This window comes from Pseudomonas paraveronii (genome assembly GCF_963681955.1).
GTDB lineage: Bacteria > Pseudomonadota > Gammaproteobacteria > Pseudomonadales > Pseudomonadaceae > Aquipseudomonas > Aquipseudomonas paraveronii.
This window is the reverse complement of sequence record NZ_OY817130.1, coordinates 4854503-4881310: the sequence shown is the minus strand read 5'-3', so window position 1 is coordinate 4881310 and position 26808 is coordinate 4854503. Positions and strand designations below refer to the sequence as shown.

Sequence of the window (26808 nt, the reverse complement as noted above, 5' to 3'; positions counted from 1 at the left end):
CTGACTAAGGACTGCCTGTGACTGGCTTGTTTATTACCCTGGAAGGCCCGGAAGGCGCCGGCAAAAGTACCAACCGCGATTACCTGGCCGAGCGTTTGCGCACCGAGGGTATTGAGGTGGTGCTGACCCGCGAGCCCGGCGGTACGCCGTTGGCCGAGCGCATTCGTGAAGTGCTGCTGGCCCCGGGTGAAGAACAGATGAATCCAGACGCCGAGCTGCTGCTGGTGTTCGCCGCCCGCGCCCAGCATCTGGCCGAAGTGATTCGTCCGGCCCTGGCCCGTGGTGCCGTGGTGATTTGTGATCGTTTCACCGATTCCACCTATGCCTACCAAGGCGGCGGCCGCGGCCTGTCCCAGGCGCGCATCGCCACCCTGGAAACCTTCGTCCAGGGCGATTTGCGCCCCGACCTGACCCTGGTGTTCGACCTGCCGGTGGAAGTCGGCCTGGCCCGCGCCAGTGCGCGTGGCCGCCTGGACCGCTTCGAACTGGAAGGCCAGGCGTTTTTCAACGCCGTGCGCAGCGCGTTTCTCGCCCGGGCGAAGGCCGAGCCGGCGCGTTACTACCTGCTGGACGCGGCCCAGCCGCTGGCCCAGGTGCAGCGCGCCATCGATGCGCTGCTACCCACATTGCTGGAGCGTGCCCGTGGCTGAAGCCTACCCCTGGCAGGACAGTCTCTGGCAGCAACTGGCCGGCCGCGCCCAGCACGCCCACGCCTACTTGTTGCACGGCCCGGCGGGTATCGGTAAACGCGCACTCGCCGAACGCCTGATGGCCAGCCTGCTGTGCCAACGCCCGGTCAACCTGGAAGCCTGCGGCGCGTGCAAATCCTGCCTGCTGCTCAAGGCCGGGAGCCACCCGGACAACTACCTGCTGGAACCCGAGGAAGCGGACAAGGCGATCAAGGTCGACCAGGTGCGTGATCTCGTCAGCTTCGTGGTGCAGACCGCGCAGATGGGCGGGCGCAAGGTCATACTGATCGAACCCGTGGAGGCGATGAACATCAACGCCGCCAACGCCTTGCTCAAAAGCCTCGAAGAGCCTTCCGGCGATACCGTGCTGTTGCTGGTCAGCCACCAGTCCAGCCGCTTGTTGCCGACCATTCGCAGCCGTTGCGTGCAGCAGGCGTGCCCGTTGCCCAGCGAAGCGATGAGCCTGCAGTGGCTGGAGCAAGCGCTGCCGGACTGCTCCGCAGCCGAGCGCGTCGAGTTGCTGACCCTGGCCGCGGGCTCACCCCTGGCCGCCGTGAAGCTGCAAGCCCAGGGCGTGCGTGAGCAACGTGCGCTGGTGGTGGACGGGGTGAAAAAGCTGCTTAAGCAAGAGCTGTCTGCCAGCCAGTTGGCCGAAGCCGCCTGGAAGGACATCCCCTTACTGCTGCTGTTCGACTGGTTCTGCGACTGGTCGAGCTTGATCCTGCGCTACCAGTTGACCCAGGATGAAAATGGCCTGGGCCTGCCGGACATGCGCAAGGTCGTGCAATACCTCGCGCAGAAAAGCGCGCAGGATAAGGTGCTGAATATCCAGGACTGGATTCTCGCCCAGCGCCAGAAGGTGCTCGGCAAGGCCAACCTCAACCGCGTGCTGTTGCTCGAAGCGCTGCTGGTGCAGTGGGTCGGTTTGCTCGGCCGGCGTTAATTTCCGTGGCCGACGGGTGTATCGTCGGCCAGACCCTTCCCGTGATTGAAGTTGTCATTTCTTATGCTCGTAGATTCCCATTGCCACCTTGATCGCCTCGACCTCGCCCAGCACGGCGGTTCCCTCGACGCCGCCCTGGAAGCGGCCCGCCAGCGTGGGGTCGGGCACTTCCTGTGTATCGGCGTCAGCGCCGACAATGCGGCCGACGTCAAAGCCCTCGCGGATCGCTATGCGGACGTGGATTGCTCGGTGGGTATCCACCCGCTGGACCTCAAGCCCGGCGAAGCCCCGGCCCTCGATTGGTTGCTCGGCGAACTCAACCACCCACGGGTGGTGGCGATTGGTGAAACCGGCCTGGACTATCACTACGAGCCCGAAGCCGCGCAATTGCAGCAGGCGTCGTTCCGCCTGCACCTGCAAGCCGCCGAGCAGACCGGCAAACCGGTCATCGTCCACACCCGCGGCGCCCGCGCCGACACCCTGAGCCTGCTGCGCGAAGCCGCATTGCCCCAGGCCGGTGTGCTGCATTGCTTCACCGAAGACTGGGACATGGCCAAGGCGGCCCTCGACTTGGGGTTCTACATTTCCCTGTCGGGCATCGTCACCTTCCGCAATGCCGACGCCCTGCGTGACGTGGCGCGACAAGTGCCGGCCGACCGGCTGCTGGTGGAAACCGACTCGCCGTACCTGGCGCCGATTCCCCATCGCGGCAAGCCGAACCTGCCGGAGTATGTGCGCGATGTGGCGGATTATCTGGCGATGCTGCGCGGTGAATCCTACGAGCGCTTTGCCGAGCAGACCACCGAGAACTTCAAGCGCCTGTTCCCGCTGGCTCACGTCGCCGTTTAACGCGGCCAAAACTCAGGCAAAAAAAACCCGGGTTCTGGGGGGGGAATCCGGGTTAAGACCATTAGGAGTAAAACAAGGGCACACAGTCCGTCGGTACCCAGATCGACGCTTCACTTGGGGGAGATGTCGCGCCGACAGTTGAAGTATTGATCAGTATCCGATTCAGTCCAGTCGCGTCTGGTCGTTTTTTAAACAGATTTGGAATACGCGCGCTTCGCTTGAGTTCTCATTGCGCGGATGTACAGGCGTAGACGTTATGTATTATTTCTGACTGATCGCCATGAATTCGTTGGCGCGCTGAAAGTAATGTGTATAACGGGTTCACATAGGCGTTGCCCAACGATCGTTCAGTCGGGATAATCCCTCGCACCGGGTAAATCGTATCGCCACGTATCCTTGGCCCTGCGCAACCCTCCCTATACCGACCTCTGCAGACCTTTTCCTCATGCAAAAAGAACCCCGTAAGGTCCGTGAGTTTCGCCGCCGCGAGCAGGAAATTCTCGATACCGCCCTCAAGTTGTTCCTCGAACAAGGTGAAGACAGCGTTACCGTCGAGATGATTGCGGATGCCGTAGGTATCGGCAAAGGCACCATCTACAAGCACTTCAAGTCCAAGGCCGAGATCTACCTGCGCCTGATGCTCGACTACGAGCGCGACCTGAATGAGCTGCTGCATTCGGCCGATGTGGACAAGGACAAGGAAGCTCTGTCGCGGGCTTACTTCGAGTTCCGCATGCGTGACCCGCAGCGCTACCGCCTGTTCGACCGCCTGGAAGAGAAGGTGGTCAAGGGCCATCAGGTGCCGGAAATGGTCGAGGAGCTGCACAAGATCCGCGCCTCGAACTTCGAGCGCCTGACCCTGCTGATCAAGGGCCGCATCAGCGAAGGCAAGCTGGAAGACGTGCCGCCGTATTTCCACTACTGCGCCGCCTGGGCGTTGGTGCATGGCGCCGTGGCGCTGTACCACTCACCGTTCTGGAGCAATGTGCTGGAAGATCAGGAAGGCTTCTTCCAGTTCCTGATGGACATCGGTGTGCGCATGGGCAACAAGCGCAAGCACAGCAGCGAGCTGCCACCCGTTGACGCTGCACCTGCTGGCACACCTGCCGCGTAACGATTTGCTGCCAGGTGCAGTAACCCAGGAATATACTCAGGTAAGGCTATTGCTAAAAGCTGATTTATGAGTCAGTTTTTGCTGCGTCTGAATTGTCCTCTGCCGGAGTGATCCATGATCGTTGATCGTCAAGGCAGGCGTTTTCGCAATTTGCGGATCAGCCTGACCTCAGCCTGCAATTACGCGTGTACCTACTGCGTGCCTAACGGCAAGCGGTTGGTGGCTGCCCAGGACGAACTCTCGGCCGAGGCCATGGCCCGTGGCGTGGCTTACCTGATCGAAGCCGCCGGTATCGAACGCCTGCGCATCACCGGCGGCGAACCGTTGGTCAGCCCCAAGCTGGAAGCCTTCATGGGCGCCGTGGGCGGGATGGGCCTCAGTGAGATCAGCCTGACCACCAACGGCCAACTGCTGGCGCGCAAACTGCCGCTGCTGGTGGACGCCGGCATTCGGCGCATCAACGTGTCCCTCGACACGCTGAACGCCGAGGCCTTCCGCAGCATCGCCCGTGGCGGCGACCTGGCCACGGTGCTCGATGGCATGGACCAGGCGCGTGCGGCCGGGATCAAGATCAAGGTCAATATGGTGCCGCTGCGCGGTCAGAACCTCGACCAGGTGATGCCGCTGCTCGACTATTGTCTGGAGCGGGGCTACGAGCTGCGCTTTATCGAACTGATGCGCATGGGCCACCTGGCCAAGGACTCCAATGCGTTCCTGCAGCAATTCGTCAGCCTTCAGCAACTGCTGAGCCTGATCGGCGAACACCACGAATACCTGCAAGCCAACGCTCCCGTGGACGCCACGGCGGTGCGCTACGAAGTGCCGGGCAAGGGTTTCTTTGGCGTAATCGCCAACGAAAGCGTGCCGTTCTGCCGCACCTGTTCACGGTTGCGGCTGTCGTCCACCGGTTGGCTGCATGGCTGCCTGTCGTCGAGCAACCGTCACTATGTCGGCGACCTGCTGGATAAACCGCGCCACCAGGCGCTGCCGGCCTTGCAAGGCTTGCTGATGAAGGCCCTGGGCGACAAACAGGAAGTGGCGTTCTCCGGCGGTGCGACCATCATGAAAATCATCGGCGGCTAACCCTGCCCCTGGATGACACACAATCCAGTGTGGGAGGGGGCTTGCCCCCGATTGCAATGTATCAGTCCCAGATAATCTGACCGACTCGCCGCAATCGGGAGCAAGCCCCCTCCCCAAATGGCGCGGATTCTGCATCTCATGCCCATTCGCCGGTTTTCCGTCACCGGCTTCTGGAGGATTAGGATGCGTAGTCTGGTTTTGTTGCTGGCGTCGTTGGCGCTGAGTGGTTGCATGACCGTCAGCGATATGGCCGAAGGCACCCGTTATCAGATGAGCGATGCCGGGTTGCTGGACCATAGCGACACCCGGCGCACCGCCTCGATTCGCGTGCAGCCGGACTCCTTCATCTTCATCGCCCAGGGCGCCTTCGTGCCGCCGGGCAGCGCGTATCCGCGACCGAACGTGGTCGCCGAAGAAGCCTTCAACGGCTTCGTCGAATACTTCCCCATGGTGCGCCGCGCCCGTCAGCCCGAAGGCCTCGAACAAGCCATGGCCGAAGCCCGTGCGGCCGGCGCTCACTACTTGCTGTACTGCCGCTTCGCCAAGGCGGATGACCGCATCGGCAACGCCGATGAGTGGACCGATCAGCAGGCCCTCGACCGTGTCGGCCTGGACAGCGGCGTTATCCAGATCATGTTGATCGAGACCAGCACCCAGTATTTGATTGATACTGCACGGATTCGCAGTCGTGGCGGTTTACTGACGTTCCACGACAATACGCCCCAAGATCTGATCGCCCGCCCTCTGGCGCAGTACGCCCGAGGCCTGCTGGGCATGAGCGATCAGTAAGCCAGAGGAGAACCCCATGACCGATTCCGCCAAGGCCAATGATCTATTGGCCCAACTGCCCAAGGGCAAGGGGCCGGCGCCGGTGCATTTGTGGAACCCGGACTTCTGCGGCCACATCGACATGCGTATCGCCCGCGACGGCACTTGGTATTACCAGGGCACGCCGATCGGGCGCAAGCCGATGGTCAAGCTGTTCTCCAACATCATCCGCCGCGATGGCGATGAGTACTTTCTGGTCACCCCGGTGGAAAAAGTCGGCATCACCGTCGAGGATGCGCCGTTTGTCGCGATCACCCTGGAAGTCGAAGGGCAGGGCGAAAGCCAGCTGTTGCGCTTCACCACGCAAGTCGACGAGCAGGTTGAGGCTGGCCTCGAACACCCGCTGCGGGTGGTGATCGACCCCGACACCGAGGAGCCTTCGCCCTATCTGCGGGTGCGCACCAACCTCGAAGCCCTGGTGCATCGCAACGTGTTCTACCAATTGGTCGAGCTGGCGGTGAGCCGCCCGCTCAACGGTCAGAACTGGCTCGGCGTGTGGAGCGGCGGTGTGTTTTTCCCGATTGGCCTGGAGCCCTGAGGGCGGTTTTTTTCTCCCCCTGAAATAATTCGCTTGCTGCAAACGGCGGCTTTCGGTTATCAATTTGTACATGATTAGACATGTCCGATTTGATAAGAAAAAACGCGTCGTCGACGAACTCATCCGCCGTATCGAAGGTGGGGTGATGGCCGACGGTTTCCTGCTGCCGGGTGAGTATCAACTGGCCGAAGAGTTTGCGGTCAGTCGCGGCACACTGCGCGAAGCCCTGGCCGAGCTCAAGCGCCGCCACTACATCGCCACCCAGAGCGGTGTTGGCTCCATCGTCACCTTTGACGGTATGGTGCTCGACCAACGCAGTGGCTGGGCCCAGGCCCTGGCGGACACCGGCGCCCTGGTGAGCACCGATGTCCTGCGCTTCGAAGCCGTGACCCGCCCGGACCTGTTCAGCCGTTTCGGCAGCGACCAATTTATCGCCCTCGACCGCCTTCGACGCGCCGCCGATGGCCGCGCCGTGTCCCTGGAGCGCTCGCTGATGCCGGCCTCGGGTGGCCTGGAAGGCTTGCCCCGGGTCGGGCTGATCGACAACTCCCTGACCATCACCCTGGCCGCCTACGGTTACGTCGGCGCCGAAGGTGATCAATGGATCGGCGCCGAACCCCTGACCGATGACGACGCCGAGCTGCTCGGCCGCCCGGCGGGCACGGTGTTTCTCAAGGCGTCGCGCACTACCTACGACCGGCGCGAGCGCTTCATGGAGTACGTCGAAAGTCTGCTCGACCCTGTGCATTTTCGTCTGCATCTGCAGTTTGGCGCGGCGAAATGACCGCGCACAGTCGCGCCCTCGGCGCCTTCTACGGCCTGGCGTTGGGCGATGCCCTGGGCATGCCCACCCAGTCCCTGAGCCGCGAACAGATCAGGGCGCGCTTCGGTGCCATCACTGGCTTGGAAGATGCCGACGCCGACCAACCCATCGCGCCGAACATGCCCGCCGGCTCCATCACCGATGACACCGAGCAAGCGATCCTCGTCGGCGAGTTGCTGGTGGAAGGCCAGGGCACGATAGAACCGAGCGTACTCGCGCGACGCCTGATCGACTGGGAAGCGCGGATGCGCGCCAAGGGCTCCCAGGACCTGCTGGGCCCGTCGACCAAGCGTGCCATCGATATGATCCTCTCCGGGCATACGCCTGAAGAGTCCGGGCGCTACGGCACCACCAACGGCGCAGCGATGCGCATCACGCCGGTGGGGATTGCCGCCGATGTCCGCGAGCCTGCTTCGTTCATCCGGGCGGTGATCCAGGCGTGTCAGGTCACCCACAACACCAGCCTGGGTATCTCGAGCGCTGCGGCGGTGGCGGCAGTGGTTTCGGCCGGGATCAACGGGGCGGACCTGGGTGAGGCGCTGAACGTTGGCACCCAGATCGCCCAGCAGGCCGAACGCCACGGACACTGGGTGGCCGGCGGCCGTATTTCCACACGCATCAGTTGGGCACGAACCTTGAGTGTCGCCCCTGGCGACAAGGCGCTGTTCGCCGACCTGCTCTATGAGTTGATCGGCACTTCCGTCGCTTCCCAGGAATCGGTGGTGGTGTCCTTCGCCCTCGCGCAGCAAGTGGCGGTGGGCGCGATGAATGCCTTCGACGCCTTGTGCCTGGCCGCCAGCCTGGGCGGTGACACCGACACCATCGCCGCGATCCTCGGCGCGATGCTGGGGGCGTGCCTGGGGATGCCGTGCTGGCCTGCGGCGATGATCGAACAGGTCAAGCAGGTCAACGGGTTGGCGTTGCAGCCGTTGGTTGACGGGTTGCTCACCTTGCGCCAGGTGCCACAGGCCAGCCCGCTCGCACATTGACCGCGTCAAGATTGCGATTTGCGAATTTGCCACAACCCTAACAATACCGGCACCAGGAGCACCCGCACATGAGTACGCCCACTTCCGGCCAAAGCGCCGGGCGCTTGGAAACACGCGGCATCGAACCGGTCCCCGAAGGCGAGTGCAACGGCCATCCACTGCAACTGTTCTGGGTGTGGTTCGCGGCCAACATCAGCATCCTGGGGCTGCCGCTGGGCGCCACCCTGGTTGCGTTTCGCGGCCTGGCCATCTGGCAGGCGGTCATCGTCGCCATCCTTGGCGCCGCTGGCTCTTTCGCGGTGGTGGGTGTCATCTCGATCGCCGGGCGTCGTGGGCGCGCGCCGAGCCTGACGCTGTCCCGCGCCATTTTCGGCGTGCGCGGCAATATCGGGCCGACGCTGGTGTCGTTGATGTCGCGCCTGGGTTGGGAAACCGTCAACACCACCACCGCCGCCTTCGTGCTGCTGTCGCTGTGTACGATCCTGTTCCAAACCCCGGTCGCGGCGAAAAGTGCGCCGCTGCTGACCCTGCTGTTCATCGCCATTTTCGTGCTGCTGACCCTGGCCGTTTCCGGCCTGGGCCACGCCACCTTGCTGGTGATCCAGAAGTGGGCGACCTACGTGTTCGGCGCCTTGAATATCCTGGTCGGCGGCTTCCTCTGCGCCACTATCGACTGGAGCGCAGTGTTCAACGCCACCCCGGCGCCCATGAGCGCGATGCTCATCGGCATCGGCACCATGGCCGCCGGCACGGGTATCGGCTGGGCCAACGCCGGCGCCGACATGTCGCGCTACCAGCACCGCAGCGTCAAGGCCGTGCGCCTGGTGGCATCCGCCGCGTTCGGCGCGGGCATTCCGTTGGTGCTGCTGATCACCCTCGGTGGCCTGCTGTCGGTGGGCAATAACGACCTGGCGTCGGCGACTGACCCGATCGTCGCGATCCGCGACATGCTGCCCACCTGGATGGCGGTGCCGTACCTGATCACGGCGTTTGGCGGGCTGTTGCTGTCCAATAACCTGTCGGTGTATTCGGCCGGTCTCACCACCTTGACCCTCGGCTTGAAGGTCAAGCGCGTGTACGCGGTGATCGTCGATATCGTGGCGATCTTCGCCGGCTCCATCTACTTCATGCTGATCGCCGACAGTTTCTACGGCCCGTTCATCACCTTCATCTCGCTACTGGCGGTGCCGATTACCGCGTGGGTGGGGATCTTCGTGGTCGACCTGATTCACCGTCATTACTACAGCCCCAAGGACCTGCTGGACGTCAGCCCAAGCAGCGCCTATTGGTATCGCGGCGGCGTGGAATGGCGTGCGTTGGGTGCCTGGGCCGTGGCGATCGGGCTCGGGTTCAGTTTCACCACCATCGGCACCACCGCCGACAACATCTGGTTCGCCGGGCCGTTGTCCGACTCCTGGCTGGGCCACAACGGCCTGGGCTGGATCGTGACTTTCCTGGTAGCCGGCGGGATGTATGCGGCATTGGGCGGCGCCGCTGACCGTCGTCCGGCGTTAGTCGAGCGTGCCAATGCCTAGGTTGTTGCACACCGGCCAGGTCATCGTCGACCTGGTCATGGCCCTCGATCAATTGCCGGCGAGCGGCGGCGATGTGTTGGCGCAATCGGCCAGTTTCGAAGCCGGCGGCGGCTTTAATGTGATGGCGGCGGCGCGGCGCAACGGGCTGCCGGCGGTCTACCTGGGGCGCCATGGCACTGGGCGTTTCGGCGACCTGGCCCGCGCAGCGATGCACGCCGAGGGCATCGAAATGGCGCTGCCTGCCAGCGGCGGCAAGGACACCGGCCTGTGCGTGGCGCTGACCGAAGCCAGCACCGAGCGCACCTTCATCTCCCATATGGGCGCCGAGGGTGAGCTGAGCGCCGAGGACTTGGCCAACGTCGTGCCGCGTGCCGATGACTACGTGTACGTGAGTGGCTACAGCCTGCTCCTCAACGGCAAGGCCCAGCCGCTGATCGACTGGCTACTGGCGCTGCCACGGGCGATTACGGTGGTCTTCGACCCTGGCCCGCTGGTCAAGGCGCCGGATTCGGCGTTGATGCGCGCGCTGCTGCCGCGTATCGACATCTGGACCAGCAACGGCCCGGAAGCCGTGGCGTTCACTGGCGCGGCGGATATTGCCAAGGCGCTGCTGGCGCTCAACCAGCACCTGCCCGCCGAAACGCTACGGGTGGTGCGCGATGGACCGAAGGGTTGCTGGGTCGGGCGGGCGAATGCGCTCGAGCATGTGCCCGGCTTCAAGGTGCAGGCGGTCGACAGCAATGGCGCGGGAGATGCGCACGCGGGCGTGTTTATCGCCGGTTTGGCCAACGGTTTGAAAGCTCTCGACGCGGCCCGCCGTGCCAATGCAGCGGCGGCTTTGGCGGTGACGCGCTGGGGGCCGGCGACGTCTCCCGGCACCGCCGAAGTCGATGCGCTATTGGCCGACTAACCCCCCTATTCGATGCATCAAGGCGCAGGCTGTTTCGGTGCGCCAGGGATATTCGAGTCGTCGCCCTTGTTGATATTGGGCTGATTGACACCTGGGCCCATTTTGCCGTTGCCGACGGCCGCTGGCACCTGGCGCTGGGTGTCGTTGCCTTGGGTGCGCGGGTCGGCGCCGTTGTCGATGATCGCGCCACCATTGGTGTCGAGGCCGGTGCCCATCGAGTCCTGGGATTCCTGGGTCGCCGGGCTCGGCGGAGTGTCGACCGGATCGGTCTTGCCGGTGGACGAGGACGCGGCGAAGGCGCTCAGCGAGGCTGCGGACAACAGCGCGGTGAAGGCGAGGGCGGCACACTTGGAATGCTTCATGAGGGTGTCTCCATTAGGATTAATGTCCTTACCCTTTATTGGTCAGCCCTCATTTGCTGTTCGTGCCTCGATGCCGACGAGCGGTCTCAGGACACCTGTAAGATTTTGTGTGGCCACCCCTGGCTACCCCGAAATTGCACTGCAATCTGTCATCAAACCGTCTTAGTATGTGGCCTTTGAATTTACCCAAGGCGCGCCCATGACCATCGAGATTCGCCCCGCCGTGCCCAGCGATGCTGCGCAGATCCTGACTTTCATTACCGAGCTTGCCGAGTTTGAGAGGGCTCGTCATGAAGTGATCGCCAGTGTGGTGGACATCGAGCGCAGCCTGTTCAGCGAGGGCGCGACTGCCCATGGGCTGATTTGCCTGCGCGACGGATTGCCGATCGGGTTCGCGGTGTTCTTTTTCAGCTATTCCACGTGGCTGGGCAGCAACTGCCTGTACCTCGAAGACCTCTACATCAACCCCGAGCAACGCGGCGGCGGCGCCGGCAAGAAGTTGCTGCGCCACCTGGCGAAGATCGCCTGCGACAACGGCTGCGGGCGTTTCGAGTGGAGCGTGCTGGATTGGAACGAGCCGGCGATTGCCTTCTACAAATCCATCGGCGCCCAGCCCCAGGAAGAGTGGGTGCGCTACCGCATGGAAGGCGATGCGCTGCGGGATTTCGCCCAGGGCTGATGAAGAGCCCCGTGAGAACCGGCGTCCGACGCCGGTTTTTTTATATGTATTCTCACTATGTGGGATGTAAATTTATATATTGAGATATTTAAAGGTCTGGGTTTATAGTCGGCTGCATCAGCACTCACTACCAAAAATAAAACAGGTGAAGCGATGCAGGCACACCCTCTGTCACTCCCCGCTGTGCCCGAACCGACCTATGGCGAGCGGCTGAAGCACAAGGTGGTGATCATCACCGGCGCCGCCCAAGGCATTGGCGAGGCAATCGTTGCCTGCTTCCAGGCCCAGCAGGCGCGGTTGGTGATCGCGGATATCCAGGCCGAAAAGGTCGAGCAAGTCGCCGCCCACTGGCGCGAACGCGGCGCCGAGATCGTCGCGCAGCCGGTCGACATCACGTCCCAGGCGCAATGGCAGGCGCTGGTCAATCTGGCCATCGAGCGCTTCGGCCGCGTCGATGTGCTGGTCAACTGCGCCGGGGTCAATGTGTTCCGCGACCCGTTGCAGATGACCGACGAGGACTGGCGGCGCTGCTTCGCCATCGACCTCGACGGTGCCTGGTACGGCTGCCGCACAGTGTTGCCGCACATGATCGAGCAGGGCATCGGCAACATCATCAACATCGCCTCGACCCATTCCAGCCACATCATTCCCGGCTGTTTTCCCTACCCCGTCGCCAAACATGGCCTGCTCGGCCTGACCCGCGCCCTCGGCATCGAATACGCGCCCAAGGGCATCCGTGTGAACGCCATCGCGCCGGGCTATATCGAAACCCAGCTCAACGTCGACTACTGGAACGGTTTCCCCGACCCCCACGCCGAGCGCCAGCGCGCGTTCGACCTGCACCCGCCCAAGCGCATCGGCCAACCTGTGGAGGTGGCGATGACCGCGCTGTTTCTGGCCACCGATGAGGCGCCCTTTATCAACGCCACCTGCCTGATGATCGATGGCGGGCGGTCGGTGATGTACCACGACTAGAACTTGTCACTCTCCAATAACAACAAGAGGTGTCGTTCATGAAAAAAGCCCTACGCGTACTCACCGCCGCCATTGCGTTAAGCGGCCTCAGCAGTCTGGCCGTTGCCGAAGAGGTAAAAATCGGCTTTTTGGTCAAACAAGCCGAAGAACCCTGGTTCCAGACCGAATGGGCCTTCGCCGAAAAAGCCGGCAAGGAACATGGTTTCAGCGTGATCAAGATCGCCGTGCCCGACGGCGAGAAAACCCTCTCGGCCATCGACAGCCTGGCCGCCAACGGCGCCAAGGGTTTTGTGATCTGCCCGCCGGACGTGTCCCTCGGCCCGGCGATTGTCGCCAAGGCCAAAGCCAACGGCTTGAAAGTGATCGCCGTGGATGATCGTTTCGTCGACGCCAAGGGCAACTTCATGGAGGACGTGCCGTACCTGGGCATGGCCGCTTTTGAAGTCGGCCAGAAGCAAGGCGCGGCGATGGCCGCCGAGGCGAAAAAACGCGGTTGGGACTGGAAGGACACCTACGCGGTGATCACCACTTTCAACGAACTCGACACCGGTAAAAAGCGCACCGACGGCTCGATCAAATCCCTCGAAGAAGCGGGCATTCCCAAGGACCACATCCTCACCGCCGCGCTCAAGACCCTCGACGTGCCCGGCAGCATGGACGCCACTAACTCGGCCCTGGTCAAGCTGCCCAGCGGCGCGAAGAACCTGATCATCGGCGGCATGAACGACAACACCGTGCTCGGCGGCGTGCGCGCTACCGAAAGCGCCGGCTTCAAAGCCGCCAACGTGATCGGCATCGGTATCAACGGCACCGACGCCATCGGTGAGTTGAAGAAGGCCAACAGCGGCTTCTTCGGTTCGATGCTGCCCAGCCCGCACATCGAGGGCTACAACACTGCGCTGATGATGTACGAGTGGGTCACCACCGATAAGGAACCGCCGAAGTACACGGCGATGGACGAAGTGACGCTGATTACCCGCGCCAACTTCCAGGAAGAACTGACCAAGATCGGGCTGTGGAAATGACCGCAGCGGCACTGCGCTTTGACGGCATCGGCAAAACCTTCCCCGGGGTCAAGGCGCTCGACAGCATCAGTTTCACTGCCCACCCGGGGCAGGTCCACGCGCTGATGGGCGAGAACGGCGCGGGCAAGTCGACGCTGCTGAAAATCCTCGGCGGCGCCTACATCCCGAGCAGCGGCAACGTGCAGATCGGCGCGCAGACCATGGCCTTCAAATGCGCGGCCGACAGCATCGCCAGCGGCGTCGCGGTGATCCACCAGGAACTGCATCTGGTGCCGGAAATGAGCGTCGCCGAGAACCTGTTCCTCGGGCATTTGCCGGCGCGCTTCGGCGTGGTCAACCGCCGGCTGCTGCGCGAGCAGGCGCTGGCCTGCCTCAAGGGCCTGGCCGATGAAATCGACCCGCAAGAGAAGCTCGGCCGCCTGTCCCTGGGCCAGCGCCAACTGGTGGAAATCGCCAAGGCGCTGTCCCGTGGCGCGCATGTGATTGCTTTCGATGAACCGACCAGCAGCCTGTCGGCCCGCGAGATCGACCGGCTGATGGCGATCATCACGCGCTTGCGCGACGAGGGCAAAGTGGTGCTGTACGTGTCCCACCGGATGGAAGAAGTGTTCCGCATCTGCGACGCGGTGACGGTGTTCAAGGACGGCCGCTACGTGCGCACCTTCGACGACATGAGCGCGCTGAGCCACGACCAGTTGGTCACCTGCATGGTCGGTCGCGATATCCAGGACATCTACGACTACCGCCCGCGCGAGCACGGTGACGTGGCGCTCAAGGTCGACGGTTTGCTCGGCCCCGGCCTGCGCGAGCCGATCAGTTTTGACGTGCGCAAGGGCGAGATCCTCGGCCTGTTCGGCTTGGTCGGCGCCGGGCGTACCGAGCTGTTTCGCCTGCTCAGCGGCTTGCAGCGCGCCACGGCGGGGCAGTTGGAACTGTGCGGCGAAAGTCTGAACCTGCGTTCACCCCGCGACGCCATCGCCGCCGGCGTGCTGCTGTGCCCGGAGGACCGCAAGAAGGAGGGCATCATCCCGCTGTCCAGCGTGGCCGAGAACATCAACATCAGCGCGCGCGGCGCCCATTCCCGGTTCGGCTGGCTGCTGCGCGAGGGCTGGGAGCAGGGCAACGCCGGCCGGCAAATCAGCGCGATGAAGGTCAAGACCCCAAGCGCCGAGCAGAAAATCATGTACCTGTCCGGCGGCAATCAGCAGAAGGCCATTCTCGGCCGCTGGCTGTCGATGCCGATGAAGGTGCTGCTGCTGGACGAGCCGACGCGGGGCATCGACATCGGCGCCAAGTCGGAGATCTACCAGATCATCCATGACCTCGCGGCCAGCGGTATTGCGGTGATTGTGGTGTCCAGCGACCTGATGGAGGTGATGGGGATTTCTGACCGCATTCTGGTGCTGTGCGAAGGCGCCCTGACCGGTGAATTGAGCCGCGAACAAGCGGATGAAGCACGGCTGCTGCAACTGGCGCTCCCGCGGATGCGGGCTTGAAGAATTCGAGGGCACAGGTATGTCTCAGGTAAAAACTGCAAAAGGCTTCTGGCCGGGTTTCAACCAGCGCAAGTTTCTCGATGACTGGGTGATGCTGCTCGCCGCGTTGGGCATCTTTGTGCTCAGCGCGCTGTTTATCGACAACTTCCTCTCGCCGCTGAACATGCGCGGCCTGGGCCTGGCGATTTCCACGGTGGGCATTGCCGCCTGCACCATGCTGTTCTGCCTGGCGTCGGGGCACTTCGACTTGTCGGTGGGCTCGGTGATCGCCTGCGCCGGCGTGGTGGCCGGGATCGTGATTCGTGACACCGACAGTGTGCTGCTCGGCGTGTCGGCGGCCTTGGCCATGGGCCTGGTGGTGGGGCTGATCAACGGCATCGTCATCGCCAAGCTGCGCATCAATGCGTTGATCGCCACCTTGGCGACCATGCAGATCGTGCGCGGCCTGGCCTACATCTTCTCCAACGGCAAGGCGGTCGGCGTGATGGACGAGCGCTTCTTCGTGCTCGGCAACGGCCAACTGCTGGGCGTGCCGGTGCCGATCATCATTACCGTGCTGTGCTTTGTGTTCTTCGGCTGGCTGCTCAACTACACCACCTACGGGCGCAACACCATGGCCATCGGCGGCAACCAGGAAGCGGCATTGCTCGCCGGGGTGAATGTCGACCGCACCAAGATCATCATCTTTGCCGTACACGGGTTGATCGGCGCATTGGCCGGGGTGATCCTCGCGTCGCGCATGACCTCCGGCCAGCCGATGATCGGCCAGGGCTTTGAGCTGACGGTGATTTCCGCCTGCGTGTTGGGCGGGGTGTCGTTGAGTGGCGGCATCGGCATGATCCGCCATGTGATCGCCGGGGTGCTGATCCTGGCGATCATCGAGAATGCGATGAACCTGAAGAATATCGACACGTTCTATCAGTACGTGATCCGCGGCTCGATCCTGTTGCTGGCGGTCATCATCGACCGCATGAAGCAACGCTGAATTCATGCCATGTGAAAATCTAAGTGTGGGAGGGGGCTTGCCCCCGATGGCGGCGTGCCAGTCTGCACATCTGTTACTGATAGACCGCCATCGGGGGCAAGCCCCCTCCCACATTGGGATCGCCACTGTACTGAGGTTCGGTATTTGCCATAATGCCGCTCGTTTTCGTACCACCACATAGGCCCGATATGCAGGAAACCGCCCACACCCCCGTCAAAGACGCCGCCCCCACCGGCACCCAGACCTTGCTGCGTGGCTTGGGCGTGGTGCAGGCGGTGGCGGCCGGTGCGCGGGATCTGAAAGAGATCGCCCGGCGCATCGGCACCACCCGCAGCACCACGCACCGCCTGGCCAGTTGCCTGGTGGAGGAGCGCTACCTGCGCGTGGTGCCGCAAGTCGGCTACCTGTTGGGGCCGAAGCTGATCGAGCTGGGGTTTCAGGCGCGCGAAGAGTTGCCGTTGGTGACCCTGGCGGTGCCGTATCTGGACGAGTTGTCGGCGCTGACTGGCGACACCATCCACCTGGCGATTCGTGAAGACGACGACGTGCTCTACCTGCACAAAAATCCCGGGCGCAACGGTCCGGAAATGCGCTCGCGGGTCGGCCATCGCATGCCGCTGGCGCGGACCGGCATCGGCAAGGCGTTGCTGTTGGATGACAGTGTCGAAGAGTGGCAGCGCCTGTACGAAGTCAGCCAGCCGGCGGCAGGGAAAAACCTGCAGTGGCCGCAACACCCCGAGCAATCGTGGGCGCAGTTCGAGCAGCGCATGCATGAGTATGTGCTGGGCGGGTATGCGTTCGACCTGGAAGACAACGAACCGTCGATCCGCTGCGTGGCGGCACCGGTGCGCGATGCCAGCCGGCGAATCGTCGCCGGCATCAGCATCGCCAGTACCGTGCCCTACATGCCGCTGGAGAAAATGGCCGAGCTGATTCCCGTGATCAAACAGGTTGCGGCGCGGCTGTCTGCGGAGTTGGGCGCGAAGGCCTGATCAGGCCTTCAAGGTCGCCATGTCGATGACAAAGCGGTACTTCACATCGCCGGCGATCATGCGCGTGAACGCCTCGTTGATCTGACGAATGTCGAGCATTTCGATGTCGCAGGTGATGCCATGCTCGGCGCAGAAATCCAGGACTTCCTGGGTTTCTGCGATGCCGCCGATCAGCGAACCGGCGAGCATTTTACGCCCCAGCACCAGCTTGGCGGCGTTGACGGGCGGGTCCACCGGCTCGATCAGGCCGACCAAGATATGCACGCCGTCAAAACGCAGCACATCGAGGTAGGGGTTCAGGTCGTGCTGCACCGGGATGGTGTCCAGCAGGAAGTCGAAGTGCCCGGCGGCGGCTTTCATTTGCGCGGCGTCGGTGGACACGATCACATGGTCCGCGCCCTGGCGCCGGCCTTCCTCGGCCTTGCTCGCAGAACGGGTGAACAGCGTGACTTCGGCGCCCATGGCCTTGGCGAACTTGATGCCCATATGGCCCAGGCCGCCCATGCCGAGAATCCCGACTTTATCGCCGGCCTTCACACCGTAGTGCTTGAGCGGCGAGTAGGTGGTGACGCCTGCGCAGAGGATCGGTGCGGCGCTGGCCAGGTCGAGCTTGGCCGGGATTTTCAGCACAAAATGCTCGCTGACCACGATGCTGTCGGAGTAGCCGCCCATGGTGTTGCTGCCATCGACACGGTCCGGAGTGGCATAGGTCATGGTCGGGCCTTCGAGGCAGTATTGCTCAAGGTTCGATTGGCAGGCGGCGCAGTGGCGGCACGAGTCGACCATGCAGCCGACGCCGACCAGGTCGCCGACTTTATGCGCGGTGACGTTGGCGCCGACGGCGCTGACTTTGCCGACAATCTCATGGCCCGGCATCAGCGGGTACACGGCGATGCCCCATTCGTTGCGGGCCTGGTGGATGTCGGAATGGCACACGCCGCAGTACAGAATTTCGATCGCCACGTCATCGGCGCGCGGGCTGCGGCGTTCAAACGACATGGGGGCGAGGGGAGTGGTGGCCGACTGGGCGGCATAACCGATAGCGGTGTACATGGGCAAACCTCGCAAAAGCAGTGACAAGTGAGGTGGGCCATTTTCCGCGTCGACCCCGCAGGCGACCATGGCGATTGCTCCGAGTCTCATGCCTATTCGTCCGGGAGTGCCTCTGGTTTGGATGCACGGGGCGCTCGACCTGCGATGATGCTCTCATCCCTTATTAGCGAAGTTTTTTGCCATGTTGTTGACCCGCCATCTCGACGCCAACGCCACCCTGGTTTCCTTGATCGAGAGGCTGACGCCCCGCGACGGTTTCTCCCCGACCCACCTGCCGGGTGTGCAAGTGTTGCGCGCCAGTTGCGACGTCGCGCGCGGGCCGCAGATCTATGAGCCGAGCCTGATGTTCGTCGCCCAAGGCAGCAAAGTCGCGTACCTGGGCCCGCGTACCCTGGAGTATGGCGCGGGGCACTACCTGATCCAGGCGATGCCGGTGCCATTCGAATGCGAGACGTTCGCCCGGGCGCCCGGCGCACCGCTGTTGGGGGTAACGGTGGGGATTGATCGGGTGGTGCTGGGCGAATTGGTGATGGCCATGGGCATGCAGGCCGGGCCGCCGCCGACCGCGCAGACCTTGGAGTCGATGAGTTCGGTGGTGCTGGATGACGCCATGCGCGGCTGCGTCGAGCGCCTGTTGCAATGCCTGCACGATCCGCTGGAAAGCCGGATCATGGGCCCGGCGCGGGTGCGTGAATTGTTGTTCACCGCGTTGCGCGGGCCCCAAGCGGATGTGTTGCGTGCGTTGGTGGAACAGCAGGGGCAGTTTTCACGAATCGCCACGTCGTTGAATCACCTGCACGCCCATTACGCCGACCCGCTGAATATCGAGACGTTGGCAGGTTATGCGCACATGAGTGCGTCGACCTTTCATGAACACTTCAAGCGCTGCACCTTGTTGTCGCCGGTGCAGTATCTGAAGCGTTTGCGGTTGCTCAAGGCGCAGCAGTTGTTGCTGGTGGAAGGCATGGGCGTGGCGCAGGCGGCGCATAGCGTGGGGTATCAGAGTACGTCGCAGTTCAGTCGCGAATATAAGCGCTACTTTGAGCGCAATCCCGGCGAAGAGCGCGCCGCATAGGTATTTCAGGCAAAACACAATCCAAATGTGGGAGGGGGCTTGCCCCCGATGACGGTGGGTCAGCCATCGATGTGCTGACTGTTCCACCGCTATCGGGGGCAAGCCCCCCTCCCACATTGAGTTGATGCCAGCCACAAAAAAGGCTCCCGATCTGGGAGCCTCCTGGGTCATGCAACCCTTTTACATATTCGGGTAAGTCGGCCCGCCCGCGCCTTCCGGCGTCACCCAGGTGATGTTCTGCGAAGGGTCCTTGATGTCACAGGTCTTGCAGTGTACGCAGTTCTGGGCGTTGATCTGGAAGCGCTTCTCGCCGTCTTCCTGGGTCACCACTTCATACACACCGGCCGGGCAGTAGCGCTGCGCCGGTTCATCGTAGAGCGGCAGGTTGGTGCCGATCGGGATGCTCGGGTCTTTGAGTTTCAAGTGGCACGGCTGTTCTTCTTCGTGGTTGGTGCCGGAGATGAACACCGAGCTCAGTTTGTCGAAGCTCAGCTTGCCGTCGGGTTTGGGGTAGTCGATCTTCTGGCAGTCCTTGGCCAGCTTGAGGCAGGCATAGTCCGGCTTGGTGTCGTGCAGGGTCAACGGCATCTTGCCGCCGAGGATGTTCTGGTCGAACCAGTTGAAGCCGGCACCGATGATCGGGCCGAACTTGTGCATCGCCGGGCCGAAGTTACGCGTGGCGAACAGTTCTTCGTAGAGCCAGCTGGCTTTGAACGCGTCGACGTAGTTGGTCAGCTCGTCGCCGCCTTCGGCGTCGGCCAACAGGCGCTCGGCCACGGCGTCGGCGGCGAGCATGCCGGACTTCATCGCGGTGTGGCTGCCCTTGATCTTGGCCACGTTCATGGTGCCCAGGTCACAGCCGATCAATGCGCCGCCCTTGAACACCATCTTCGGCAACGAGTTGATGCCGCCCTTGGCCAGCGCGCGGGCGCCGTAGCTGATGCGCTTGCCGCCTTCCAGGTACTGCGCCAGCACCGGGTGATGCTTGAGACGCTGAAACTCATCGAACGGCGACAGGAAGGTATTGCTGTAGGACAAGTCGACGATCAGGCCGACGACCACCTGGTTGTTTTCCAGGTGATAGAGGAACGAGCCACCGGTGTTTTCGTTGCTCATGATGTCCAGCGGCCAACCGGCGGTGTGGACCACCAGGCCTGGCTGGTGTTTGGCTGGGTCGATTTCCCAGATTTCCTTCAGGCCGATGCCGTAGTGCTGGGCGTCGGCGTCGCTGTCCAGTTTGAAGCGCTGGATCAGTTGCTTGCCGATATGGCCACGGCAGCCTTCGGCGAACAGCGTGTACTTGCCACGCAGTTCCATGCCAGGGGTGTACAGGCCTTCTTTCGGGTTGCCTTCGCGGTCGACGCCGAGGTCGCCGGTGATGATCCCGCGCACCACGCCGTTTTCGTCGAACAGCGCTTCCTGGGCGGCGAAGCCTGGGTAGATTTCCACGCCCAGGTTCTCGGCCTGCTGGGCCAGCCAGCGGCACAGGTTGCCCAGGGAGATAATGTAGTTGCCTTCGTTGTGCATGGTCTTGGGCACAAAGAAGTCAGGCACCTTGGTGGAGGTGTCGCTGCTGCGCAGTACATAGATGTCATCGCGCACCACGGGGGTGTTGAGTGGAGCGCCAAGTTCTTTCCAGTCCGGGAACAGTTCGTTCAGGGCGCGTGGTTCGAACACGGCACCGGAAAGGATATGTGCGCCGACCTCGGAGCCTTTCTCGACCACGCAGACGCTGATTTCCTTACCGGCTTCGGCGGCCTTCTGCTTCAGTCGGCAGGCGGCAGACAGGCCCGCCGGGCCAGCGCCGACGATGACCACGTCGAATTCCATGTATTCGCGTTCCACAGGCTATCTCCTACTCAGGCTCACAGGCTTTTTTTCTAATGGGTGGAGGTTGGGTGTCGTAAGCGTCATCGCTGCGTTCACTGGGCAGGCGGATGACCACCTTTCTCTCTAGGTGGCGCATTATATCTACACCACTCTCAGCGTCCAATACAAACGTTTGTTTGAATTGCTTGGAAGCTAGGTAAATCAAAGCAACGGGGCTTATGACTGGCCATTTTGCCGTATTGACCAGAATAGGCGTTCCGGTCAAGATACGGTCGGTTTTGCGCTCGCCGTAGGCTGACTGTAGGTTTCAAGAGCACCTTTAAAGACAGGCGAAGGCGATAAAAGGGTGACGCGTGCCCAATGCTGGCGCGCAGTTTACACGTCGCGATCATGAATGACCTCCCAGTCACCACTGACGAACGGTCATCACTCTCCATCGCTGCGTCACTAGCCGAAGGTTTTGAAGGTGCCCTTGTGTGCCGATGAGCATCAACCGCCAGGTTCGCCTAGGCGACTTTCTTTTCACCGGAGAGTAACGAGGAATCCATGAAGGTTCTTGTAGCTGTCAAACGCGTTGTCGATTACAACGTGAAAGTTCGCGTCAAGGCGGACAATTCCGGCGTCGACCTCGCTAACGTCAAGATGTCGATGAACCCTTTCTGCGAAATCGCCGTGGAAGAAGCTGTACGCCTGAAAGAGAAAGGCGTGGTGACTGAAATCGTCGTGGTTTCCATCGGCCCGACCACTGCTCAAGAGCAGTTGCGTACCGCCCTGGCACTGGGCGCTGATCGCGCCATCCTGGTTGAGTCGGCTGAAGAGCTGACCTCCCTGGCCGTTGCCAAGTTGCTCAAAGCCGTTGTCGACAAGGAACAGCCATCGCTGGTGATCCTCGGCAAACAGGCCATCGACAGCGACAACAACCAGACTGGCCAGATGCTGGCTGCGCTGACCGGTTACGGCCAGGGCACCTTCGCCTCGAAAGTCGAAGTGAGCGGCGACAGCGTTGCCGTGACCCGCGAAATCGACGGCGGCGCGCAAACAGTTTCGCTGAAACTGCCGGCCATCATCACCACCGACCTGCGTTTGAACGAGCCGCGCTACGCGTCTCTGCCAAACATCATGAAAGCCAAGAAGAAGCCTCTCGAAGTGCTGACTCCGGACGCTTTGGGCGTTTCCACCGCCTCTACCAACAAGACCGTCAAAGTCGAAGCGCCGGCTGCACGCAGCGCGGGCATCAAGGTCAAGTCGGTGGCTGAACTGGTCGAGAAACTGAAAAACGAAGCGAAGGTAATCTAATCATGACTATCTTGGTAATCGCAGAACACGACAACAAGGTACTGGCTCCGGCCACCCTGAACACCGTGGCTGCCGCTGCGAAAATCGGTGGCGACATCCACGTGCTGGTTGCCGGTCAGGGCGCTGGCGCCGTGGCTGAAGCCGCTGCGAAAATCGCCGGCGTGAGCAAAGTACTGCTGGCCGACAACGCCGCTTATGCTCACCAACTGCCGGAAAACGTCGCGCCGCTGGTAGCAGAGCTGGGTGCTGGCTACAGCCACATCCTGGCCGCCGCTACCTCCAACGGCAAAAACATCCTGCCGCGCGTTGCCGCGCAACTGGACGTTGACCAGATCTCCGAGATCATCTCGGTCGAAAGCGCTGACACCTTCAAGCGCCCGATCTACGCCGGTAACGCCATTGCCACCGTGCAATCGAGCGCTGCGGTCAAGGTCATCACCGTGCGTGCCACCGGTTTCGACCCGGTTGCCGCCGAAGGTGGTTCGGCTGCCGTTGAAGCCGTCTCCGCTGCCCACGACGCTGGTCTTTCCAGCTTTGTTGGCGAAGAGCTGGCCAAGTCGGATCGTCCTGAGCTGACTGCTGCCAAGATCGTCGTTTCGGGCGGGCGTGGCATGCAGAACGGTGACAACTTCAAGCACCTGTACGCCCTGGCCGACAAGCTGGGCGCTGCGGTCGGCGCTTCCCGCGCGGCCGTCGACGCCGGTTTCGTGCCCAACGACATGCAGGTCGGCCAGACCGGCAAGATCGTTGCGCCACAGCTGTACATCGCGGTCGGTATCTCCGGCGCGATCCAGCATTTGGCCGGCATGAAAGACTCCAAGGTGATCGTGGCGATCAACAAGGACGAAGAAGCACCGATCTTCCAGGTGGCTGATTACGGCCTGGTGGCGGACTTGTTCGAAGCCGTACCTGAGTTGGAGAAGCTGGTCTAATCCAGTCGCTTCACTTATAAAGAGCCCGGTCTTGTGACCGGGCTTTTTATTTATCGGAGCACCTCGCCATGGAATTGCGCCCCTGGGCCGTACTGCTGGGTTTCACATTGTTGCTGCCGACCTTGTCGCTGGCCGCTGGCAAATGCGAGCGCCTGGTGGTGACCGGCAGCCCGGATGCGCCGCCTTTGCTCTGGCGCGACCCCCAGGACCCCACGCACCTGATCGGCGCCACCGCCGACATGCTGCAGCAAGTGGCCCAGGACCTTGGGCTGAAAATCGACCTGCTCTACGGCGGCACGCGCTCCCAGGCCTTGGATGAAGTGCGCAGCGGGCGCATGGATCTGCTCGCCGATGCGCCGTTGAATCTCGGCGAGCTGGAAACCCTCGACTACATCCACCCGGCGCTGGTGCAGACCGACTATCTGGTCTGGACCCGCAAGGATTCGGCGCTGGCCTATACCACGGCCACCGACCTGCACGGCCACAAGGGCGCGGTGTCCGAACGGGCGCGGTTGAGCCACGACTTTGAAACCTTCGCCGCCCAGCAATTGACCCTGCAACGCCTGCCCGCGTTGACTCCTGCGTTCCAGAAACTGCTGCTCGGGGAAGTGGACTACGTACTCGCCGGGCGTTACTCCGGCATGGCCATGGCCGAGACCCTGGGCATGAGCAATGACCTGATTGCCCACGACGTACCCGTCGATCAGCCTGGCCTGTACCTGGCGATTTCCCACAACTCCGCGTGCAATGATCCATGGCTGCGCGGACAGCTGGCGAAAAAGATGACAGAATTGTCCGGGTCTGGTGTGGCGCAAGCTGCGCTGCAGCGCAATCTGGAGCGCTGGAAAGCGCAATTGCAGCAACCCGTCGGCACCCCAACAAAGTAGGGATTTTCAGTGACTTTTCGACCTCTTTTAGCGGCACTCGCCGTCGTTGCTCTGGCGGGATGTGCAGCCGATCCTGCGCCGAATGAACAAATACGCCTCACCCAGCAAGCCTTGGAACAAGCCAATGCCGTGGGTGCCAACCCCGATGAATCGCCTGAGCTGAAACTGGCCGAAGGCAAACTCACCCAGGCCCAGGCCGACATGGCCGACCGGTCCTACAAGGACGCGCGCATGCAGGCCGAACAGGCCGAACTGGATGCACGTCTCGCCGAAGCCCAAGTGTTGACCCGCAAGAGCCAGGAACAACTGAACGTGCTCAATACCCGTATCACCCGCCTGCGTAAGCAATTGCAGTTGGGAGAAGCCCAATGAGCCCGATGATCCGTGGTTTGAGTTGTATCGTGCTGCTGGGCAGCGCGGCCCTGGGCGGTTGCGCCAGCCACCCGAATGGCGAGCAGGCCCTGCAACAGGCGGGCAGCGACTTCCAGAAGGTCAAGGAAGACGCCAATGTGCTGCGCTTCGCGCCCAAGGACGTGATCCGCGCCGGAGAGTCCCTGGCCCGTGCCGATCGCTTGTCCAGCTACTGGGGCAGCGGCGCCGACGTGGTGCATTACGCTTACCTCAGCCAGCGCTACAGCGCGATCGCCCGCGAACACACCGAGCAGGCACTCAACCAGGAACACGGCGCCAAACTCGAACTCGAGCGCCAGCGACTGCAACTGGCCCTGCGTGAAAGCAAGCTGATCAGCGTGCAGCAGCAAGGCAAATGGCTCGAAGAACAGATCGCCAGCCTGGCCACCACCCAGACCGATCGCGGCTTGGTGATGACCCTGGGCGACGTGTTGTTCGACACCGGCGAAGCCGAATTGAAAAACTCGGCCAACCGCACCGTGCTGAAAATCGTCCAGTTTCTGCAACTGAACCCCAAACGCATCGTGCGTATCGAGGGTTACACCGACAGCACCGGCGGCGAGCAGGAAAACCTCCAACTGTCCCGCGACCGCGCGCAATCGGTGGCCGATGTGCTGGTGGACCTGGGGATCGACGAAAAACGCATCCAGGTCGAAGGCTATGGCGACCAGTACCCGGTGGAGGTCAACGCCTCCGAGCGCGGCCGCGCGCAGAACCGGCGGGTAGAGATCGTGTTCTCTGACGCAAAAGGTCAGCTCGGCGCCGCCCGCTAGGCGCCTGGCGCAAGCAAAATGTGGGAGGAGGCTTGCTCCCACATTTTTTTCGGGTGTACCCGAAACTCCTCAGGCCACCCTTACAGTTTTTTCTATCACTGCCGCCCGCGCTCGACTATTGTGGCAACTGTCCCCGTACACTTCTAAACTGTGCCGGTATGTTTCACACAAAAATAAAATACCCGTGAAATCGAGTGCTGCGTCATGACCAATCTGTTGCTTTATCAACGTATCGCCCAGCAACTGGCTGAGGATATCCGGCGCGGTGTCTATCAACCGGGCGAACGCGTGCCCTCGGTGCGCAAGATGAGCTCCCAGCTCAACGTCAGCCATGCCACGGTGTTACAGGCCTACGCCAATCTGGAAGATCAGGGCTTGATTCGTGCGCGGCCGCAGTCCGGGTATTACGTACACCAGACACCTGCGCTGACAGCACCGACGCCGGATATCGCCCGGGTCGAGCGCCCGGGGTTGGTGACCCGCAGCAGCATCATTCAGCAAGTGTTGGTGGAGTCGCGGCGCGAAGGCGTCTTCCCGCTGGGCGCGGCCGTGCCGAGTGTGGATTACTTGCCGGTACGCGCACTGCACCAGCAGTTGGCCAAGGTCACGCGCTTCCAGAGCCCACGGGCATTCAGCTACATGTTCAGCCCCGGCTTCGAGCCGTTGCGCCGCCAGGTGGCGATCCGCATGCGCGATGCCGGTGTGGTGGTGGACCCTTCCGAAGTGGTGATCACCCACGGCTGTGTCGATGCGTTGCAGATGTCGCTGCGGGTGCTGACGCGGCCGGGCGACCTGATCGCCGCCGAGTCACCCACCTATTACGGCTTGCTGCAGTTGGCGGACCTGCTGGGCCTCAAGGTCATAGAGATCCCCAGTGACCCCGCCACCGGTATGAGCCTTGAAGCCCTGCAATTGGCCGCCAATCAGTGGTCGATCAAGGCCCTGGTGTTGACCACGCGCCTGAGCAACCCGTTGGGCGGCACCATGCCCGAGGAACGGCAGAAACAATTGCTGCGCCTGGCGTCGGATTTCGATATCCAGATCGTCGAAGACGATATCTACGGCGAACTGATGTTCGAGCTGGGTCGCACCAAAGCCCTGAAAGCCTACGATCGCCTTGATCGCGTGATTTATTGCTCGAGCTTTTCCAAAACCTTGTCACCCGGCGTGCGCATTGGCTGGATGATCGCCGGTAAGTATCAGCAGGAAATCCAGCGCTTGCAGATGTTCAGCACCCATTCGGCGTGCAGCGTCACCCAGATGGGCGTCGCCGCGTACCTGGAGAACGGCGGTTACGATCGGCACCTGCGTTACATCCGCCAGGAATATCGCAAGAACCTCAGTGCTTTCCAACTGGCGGTTCAGCAGTATTTCCCCGAAGGCACCCAGATGACCCGTCCGACCGGCGGTTTTATCCTGTGGGTCAGTTTGCCGGGGCGGGTCAATACCCAGGAACTGCATGTGCGTGCATTGCAACAGGGCATCAGCATCGCACCGGGGTTGATCTTCAGTAATACGGAACAGTTCAACCACTGTATTCGTCTTAACTGCGGCACGCCGTGGAACCGCGAGGCAGAGCGGGCGCTGATGACCTTGGGGATGCTCGCCAGTCAGTTATGCCAGGAGACCGCCGCCGGTTTTTGAGGTTCGCCAATCAGACAACTCTGATAGCTGGCTGATCACCGCGCTTGTCATGCTGCCCTCAACAAGCGAGCATATGGCCCTCTGCCGTTAAT

General features: G+C 62.3%; 27 protein-coding genes. 24 read left to right on the top strand and 3 right to left on the bottom strand.

The window, feature by feature from the left end:
- The first annotated feature begins 17 nt into the window (after positions 1-17).
- The 11 genes from tmk (at position 18) to U5A08_RS22430 (ending at position 10301) form a co-directional block, all read left to right on the top strand.
- Entirely contained in the window at positions 18-650 is a 633-nt protein-coding gene (gene tmk, locus U5A08_RS22480) for a dTMP kinase (protein ID WP_321848665.1), read from the top strand.
- The gene (locus U5A08_RS22475) at positions 643-1632 is read left to right on the top strand and encodes a DNA polymerase III subunit delta' (protein ID WP_253398150.1); all 990 of its coding nucleotides are present in this window, start codon (positions 643-645) and stop codon (positions 1630-1632) included. Before tmk ends, U5A08_RS22475 begins: the two co-directional genes overlap by 8 nt.
- Positions 1633-1695: 63 nt before the next feature.
- The gene (locus tag U5A08_RS22470) at positions 1696-2481 is read left to right on the top strand and encodes a TatD family hydrolase (RefSeq protein WP_247405608.1); all 786 of its coding nucleotides are present in this window, start codon (positions 1696-1698) and stop codon (positions 2479-2481) included.
- Between the two features lie 445 nt (positions 2482-2926).
- Positions 2927-3595, top strand: coding sequence for a TetR/AcrR family transcriptional regulator (locus U5A08_RS22465; protein ID WP_046382372.1), 669 nt, complete (start codon positions 2927-2929; stop codon positions 3593-3595).
- 114 nt (positions 3596-3709) lie between these two features.
- Positions 3710-4678 carry a GTP 3',8-cyclase MoaA gene (locus U5A08_RS22460; protein ID WP_046382373.1) on the top strand — a complete coding sequence of 323 codons (969 nt, stop codon included), beginning with the start codon at positions 3710-3712 and terminating at the stop codon, positions 4676-4678.
- A 183-nt stretch (positions 4679-4861) separates the two neighbouring features.
- Positions 4862-5467 carry a DUF4823 domain-containing protein gene (locus tag U5A08_RS22455; RefSeq protein WP_253398148.1) on the top strand — a complete coding sequence of 202 codons (606 nt, stop codon included), beginning with the start codon at positions 4862-4864 and terminating at the stop codon, positions 5465-5467.
- 16 nt (positions 5468-5483) lie between these two features.
- The gene (locus U5A08_RS22450; RefSeq protein WP_321848660.1) at positions 5484-6044 is read left to right on the top strand and encodes a DUF1285 domain-containing protein; all 561 of its coding nucleotides are present in this window, start codon (positions 5484-5486) and stop codon (positions 6042-6044) included.
- 70 nt (positions 6045-6114) lie between these two features.
- A complete protein-coding gene (locus U5A08_RS22445; RefSeq protein ID WP_253398145.1) occupies positions 6115-6828 on the top strand; it encodes a GntR family transcriptional regulator in 714 nt (237 codons plus the stop codon).
- The gene (locus tag U5A08_RS22440) at positions 6825-7856 is read left to right on the top strand and encodes an ADP-ribosylglycohydrolase family protein (RefSeq protein ID WP_253398143.1); all 1032 of its coding nucleotides are present in this window, start codon (positions 6825-6827) and stop codon (positions 7854-7856) included. The genes U5A08_RS22445 and U5A08_RS22440 overlap by 4 nt, the downstream gene beginning before the upstream one ends.
- Before the next feature lie 68 nt (positions 7857-7924).
- Complete coding sequence (locus tag U5A08_RS22435) at positions 7925-9391, top strand: purine-cytosine permease family protein (RefSeq protein WP_321848659.1); 1467 nt, start codon at positions 7925-7927, stop codon at positions 9389-9391.
- Entirely contained in the window at positions 9384-10301 is a 918-nt protein-coding gene (locus U5A08_RS22430; RefSeq protein ID WP_253398139.1) for a PfkB family carbohydrate kinase, read from the top strand. The genes U5A08_RS22435 and U5A08_RS22430 overlap by 8 nt, the downstream gene beginning before the upstream one ends.
- A gap of 17 nt (positions 10302-10318) precedes the next feature.
- On the opposite strand, the gene U5A08_RS22425 is transcribed toward U5A08_RS22430, so the two are convergent.
- Positions 10319-10663, bottom strand: coding sequence for a hypothetical protein (locus U5A08_RS22425; RefSeq protein WP_253398137.1), 345 nt, complete (start codon positions 10661-10663; stop codon positions 10319-10321).
- 199 nt (positions 10664-10862) lie between these two features.
- Here U5A08_RS22425 and U5A08_RS22420 point away from each other — a divergent pair, with 199 nt between their 5' ends.
- From U5A08_RS22420 to U5A08_RS22395, 6 genes are all read left to right on the top strand, one after another.
- Positions 10863-11342 (top strand): GNAT family N-acetyltransferase, encoded by a 480-nt coding sequence (locus U5A08_RS22420; protein ID WP_253398135.1) that lies wholly within the window; start codon positions 10863-10865, stop codon positions 11340-11342.
- Positions 11343-11495: 153 nt separating this feature from the next.
- Positions 11496-12317 carry an SDR family oxidoreductase gene (locus tag U5A08_RS22415; RefSeq protein WP_253398134.1) on the top strand — a complete coding sequence of 274 codons (822 nt, stop codon included), beginning with the start codon at positions 11496-11498 and terminating at the stop codon, positions 12315-12317.
- 38 nt (positions 12318-12355) lie between these two features.
- Positions 12356-13342, top strand: coding sequence for a substrate-binding domain-containing protein (locus U5A08_RS22410; RefSeq protein WP_253398132.1), 987 nt, complete (start codon positions 12356-12358; stop codon positions 13340-13342).
- On the top strand, positions 13339-14838 hold the full coding sequence (araG, locus tag U5A08_RS22405; RefSeq protein WP_321848654.1) for an L-arabinose ABC transporter ATP-binding protein AraG: 1500 nt from the start codon (positions 13339-13341) through the stop codon (positions 14836-14838). The genes U5A08_RS22410 and araG overlap by 4 nt, the downstream gene beginning before the upstream one ends.
- A gap of 19 nt (positions 14839-14857) precedes the next feature.
- Positions 14858-15823, top strand: a complete 966-nt coding sequence (araH, locus tag U5A08_RS22400; RefSeq protein WP_247408657.1) for an L-arabinose ABC transporter permease AraH — start codon at positions 14858-14860, stop codon at positions 15821-15823.
- A 188-nt stretch (positions 15824-16011) separates the two neighbouring features.
- Positions 16012-16815 carry an IclR family transcriptional regulator gene (locus U5A08_RS22395; RefSeq protein ID WP_046382387.1) on the top strand — a complete coding sequence of 268 codons (804 nt, stop codon included), beginning with the start codon at positions 16012-16014 and terminating at the stop codon, positions 16813-16815.
- On the opposite strand, the gene U5A08_RS22390 is transcribed toward U5A08_RS22395, so the two are convergent.
- Positions 16816-17868 (bottom strand): NAD(P)-dependent alcohol dehydrogenase, encoded by a 1053-nt coding sequence (locus tag U5A08_RS22390; protein WP_321848652.1) that lies wholly within the window; start codon positions 17866-17868, stop codon positions 16816-16818.
- A gap of 181 nt (positions 17869-18049) precedes the next feature.
- Here U5A08_RS22390 and U5A08_RS22385 point away from each other — a divergent pair, with 181 nt between their 5' ends.
- Positions 18050-18943 (top strand): AraC family transcriptional regulator, encoded by an 894-nt coding sequence (locus U5A08_RS22385; protein ID WP_247406485.1) that lies wholly within the window; start codon positions 18050-18052, stop codon positions 18941-18943.
- A gap of 180 nt (positions 18944-19123) precedes the next feature.
- Here U5A08_RS22385 and U5A08_RS22380 read toward each other — a convergent pair whose 3' ends face one another.
- Entirely contained in the window at positions 19124-20788 is a 1665-nt protein-coding gene (locus U5A08_RS22380) for an electron transfer flavoprotein-ubiquinone oxidoreductase (protein ID WP_321848650.1), read from the bottom strand.
- 531 nt (positions 20789-21319) lie between these two features.
- On the opposite strand from U5A08_RS22380, the gene U5A08_RS22375 reads away from it, so the two are divergent.
- The 6 genes from U5A08_RS22375 to U5A08_RS22350 all read left to right on the top strand — a co-directional run bounded on the left by U5A08_RS22375 (position 21320) and on the right by U5A08_RS22350 (position 26716).
- The gene (locus tag U5A08_RS22375; RefSeq protein WP_253398123.1) at positions 21320-22069 is read left to right on the top strand and encodes an electron transfer flavoprotein subunit beta/FixA family protein; all 750 of its coding nucleotides are present in this window, start codon (positions 21320-21322) and stop codon (positions 22067-22069) included.
- Between the two features lie 2 nt (positions 22070-22071).
- Positions 22072-23001 carry an electron transfer flavoprotein subunit alpha/FixB family protein gene (locus tag U5A08_RS22370; protein ID WP_253398121.1) on the top strand — a complete coding sequence of 310 codons (930 nt, stop codon included), beginning with the start codon at positions 22072-22074 and terminating at the stop codon, positions 22999-23001.
- Between the two features lie 68 nt (positions 23002-23069).
- Positions 23070-23888 carry a substrate-binding periplasmic protein gene (locus tag U5A08_RS22365; RefSeq protein WP_253398119.1) on the top strand — a complete coding sequence of 273 codons (819 nt, stop codon included), beginning with the start codon at positions 23070-23072 and terminating at the stop codon, positions 23886-23888.
- Positions 23889-23897: 9 nt separating this feature from the next.
- Positions 23898-24260 carry a DUF4398 domain-containing protein gene (locus U5A08_RS22360; protein ID WP_253398117.1) on the top strand — a complete coding sequence of 121 codons (363 nt, stop codon included), beginning with the start codon at positions 23898-23900 and terminating at the stop codon, positions 24258-24260.
- Positions 24257-25072: an OmpA family protein gene (locus tag U5A08_RS22355; protein WP_253398115.1), complete on the top strand. Its 816-nt coding sequence runs from the start codon at positions 24257-24259 to the stop codon at positions 25070-25072. The genes U5A08_RS22360 and U5A08_RS22355 overlap by 4 nt, the downstream gene beginning before the upstream one ends.
- A gap of 204 nt (positions 25073-25276) precedes the next feature.
- Positions 25277-26716, top strand: a complete 1440-nt coding sequence (locus U5A08_RS22350; RefSeq protein WP_005790467.1) for an aminotransferase-like domain-containing protein — start codon at positions 25277-25279, stop codon at positions 26714-26716.
- Positions 26717-26808 lie beyond the last annotated feature (92 nt).

Bases quoted from the DNA above. Each gene is read 5' to 3' on its own strand.
- U5A08_RS22470 (WP_247405608.1), top strand. From the start codon at position 1,696: ATGCTCGTAGATTCCCATTGCCACCTTGATCGCCTCGACCTCGCCCAG.
- U5A08_RS22465 (WP_046382372.1), top strand. From the start codon at position 2,927: ATGCAAAAAGAACCCCGTAAGGTCCGTGAGTTTCGCCGCCGCGAGCAG.
- U5A08_RS22460 (WP_046382373.1), top strand. From the start codon at position 3,710: ATGATCGTTGATCGTCAAGGCAGGCGTTTTCGCAATTTGCGGATCAGC.
- U5A08_RS22455 (WP_253398148.1), top strand. From the start codon at position 4,862: ATGCGTAGTCTGGTTTTGTTGCTGGCGTCGTTGGCGCTGAGTGGTTGC.
- U5A08_RS22450 (WP_321848660.1), top strand. From the start codon at position 5,484: ATGACCGATTCCGCCAAGGCCAATGATCTATTGGCCCAACTGCCCAAG.
- U5A08_RS22445 (WP_253398145.1), top strand. From the start codon at position 6,115: ATGATTAGACATGTCCGATTTGATAAGAAAAAACGCGTCGTCGACGAA.
- U5A08_RS22440 (WP_253398143.1), top strand. From the start codon at position 6,825: ATGACCGCGCACAGTCGCGCCCTCGGCGCCTTCTACGGCCTGGCGTTG.
- U5A08_RS22435 (WP_321848659.1), top strand. From the start codon at position 7,925: ATGAGTACGCCCACTTCCGGCCAAAGCGCCGGGCGCTTGGAAACACGC.
- U5A08_RS22430 (WP_253398139.1), top strand. From the start codon at position 9,384: ATGCCTAGGTTGTTGCACACCGGCCAGGTCATCGTCGACCTGGTCATG.
- U5A08_RS22425 (WP_253398137.1), bottom strand. From the start codon at position 10,663: ATGAAGCATTCCAAGTGTGCCGCCCTCGCCTTCACCGCGCTGTTGTCC.
- U5A08_RS22420 (WP_253398135.1), top strand. From the start codon at position 10,863: ATGACCATCGAGATTCGCCCCGCCGTGCCCAGCGATGCTGCGCAGATC.
- U5A08_RS22415 (WP_253398134.1), top strand. From the start codon at position 11,496: ATGCAGGCACACCCTCTGTCACTCCCCGCTGTGCCCGAACCGACCTAT.
- U5A08_RS22410 (WP_253398132.1), top strand. From the start codon at position 12,356: ATGAAAAAAGCCCTACGCGTACTCACCGCCGCCATTGCGTTAAGCGGC.
- araG (WP_321848654.1), top strand. From the start codon at position 13,339: ATGACCGCAGCGGCACTGCGCTTTGACGGCATCGGCAAAACCTTCCCC.
- araH (WP_247408657.1), top strand. From the start codon at position 14,858: ATGTCTCAGGTAAAAACTGCAAAAGGCTTCTGGCCGGGTTTCAACCAG.
- U5A08_RS22395 (WP_046382387.1), top strand. From the start codon at position 16,012: ATGCAGGAAACCGCCCACACCCCCGTCAAAGACGCCGCCCCCACCGGC.
- U5A08_RS22390 (WP_321848652.1), bottom strand. From the start codon at position 17,868: ATGTACACCGCTATCGGTTATGCCGCCCAGTCGGCCACCACTCCCCTC.
- U5A08_RS22385 (WP_247406485.1), top strand. From the start codon at position 18,050: ATGTTGTTGACCCGCCATCTCGACGCCAACGCCACCCTGGTTTCCTTG.
- U5A08_RS22375 (WP_253398123.1), top strand. From the start codon at position 21,320: ATGAAGGTTCTTGTAGCTGTCAAACGCGTTGTCGATTACAACGTGAAA.
- U5A08_RS22370 (WP_253398121.1), top strand. From the start codon at position 22,072: ATGACTATCTTGGTAATCGCAGAACACGACAACAAGGTACTGGCTCCG.
- U5A08_RS22365 (WP_253398119.1), top strand. From the start codon at position 23,070: ATGGAATTGCGCCCCTGGGCCGTACTGCTGGGTTTCACATTGTTGCTG.
- U5A08_RS22355 (WP_253398115.1), top strand. From the start codon at position 24,257: ATGAGCCCGATGATCCGTGGTTTGAGTTGTATCGTGCTGCTGGGCAGC.
- U5A08_RS22350 (WP_005790467.1), top strand. From the start codon at position 25,277: ATGACCAATCTGTTGCTTTATCAACGTATCGCCCAGCAACTGGCTGAG.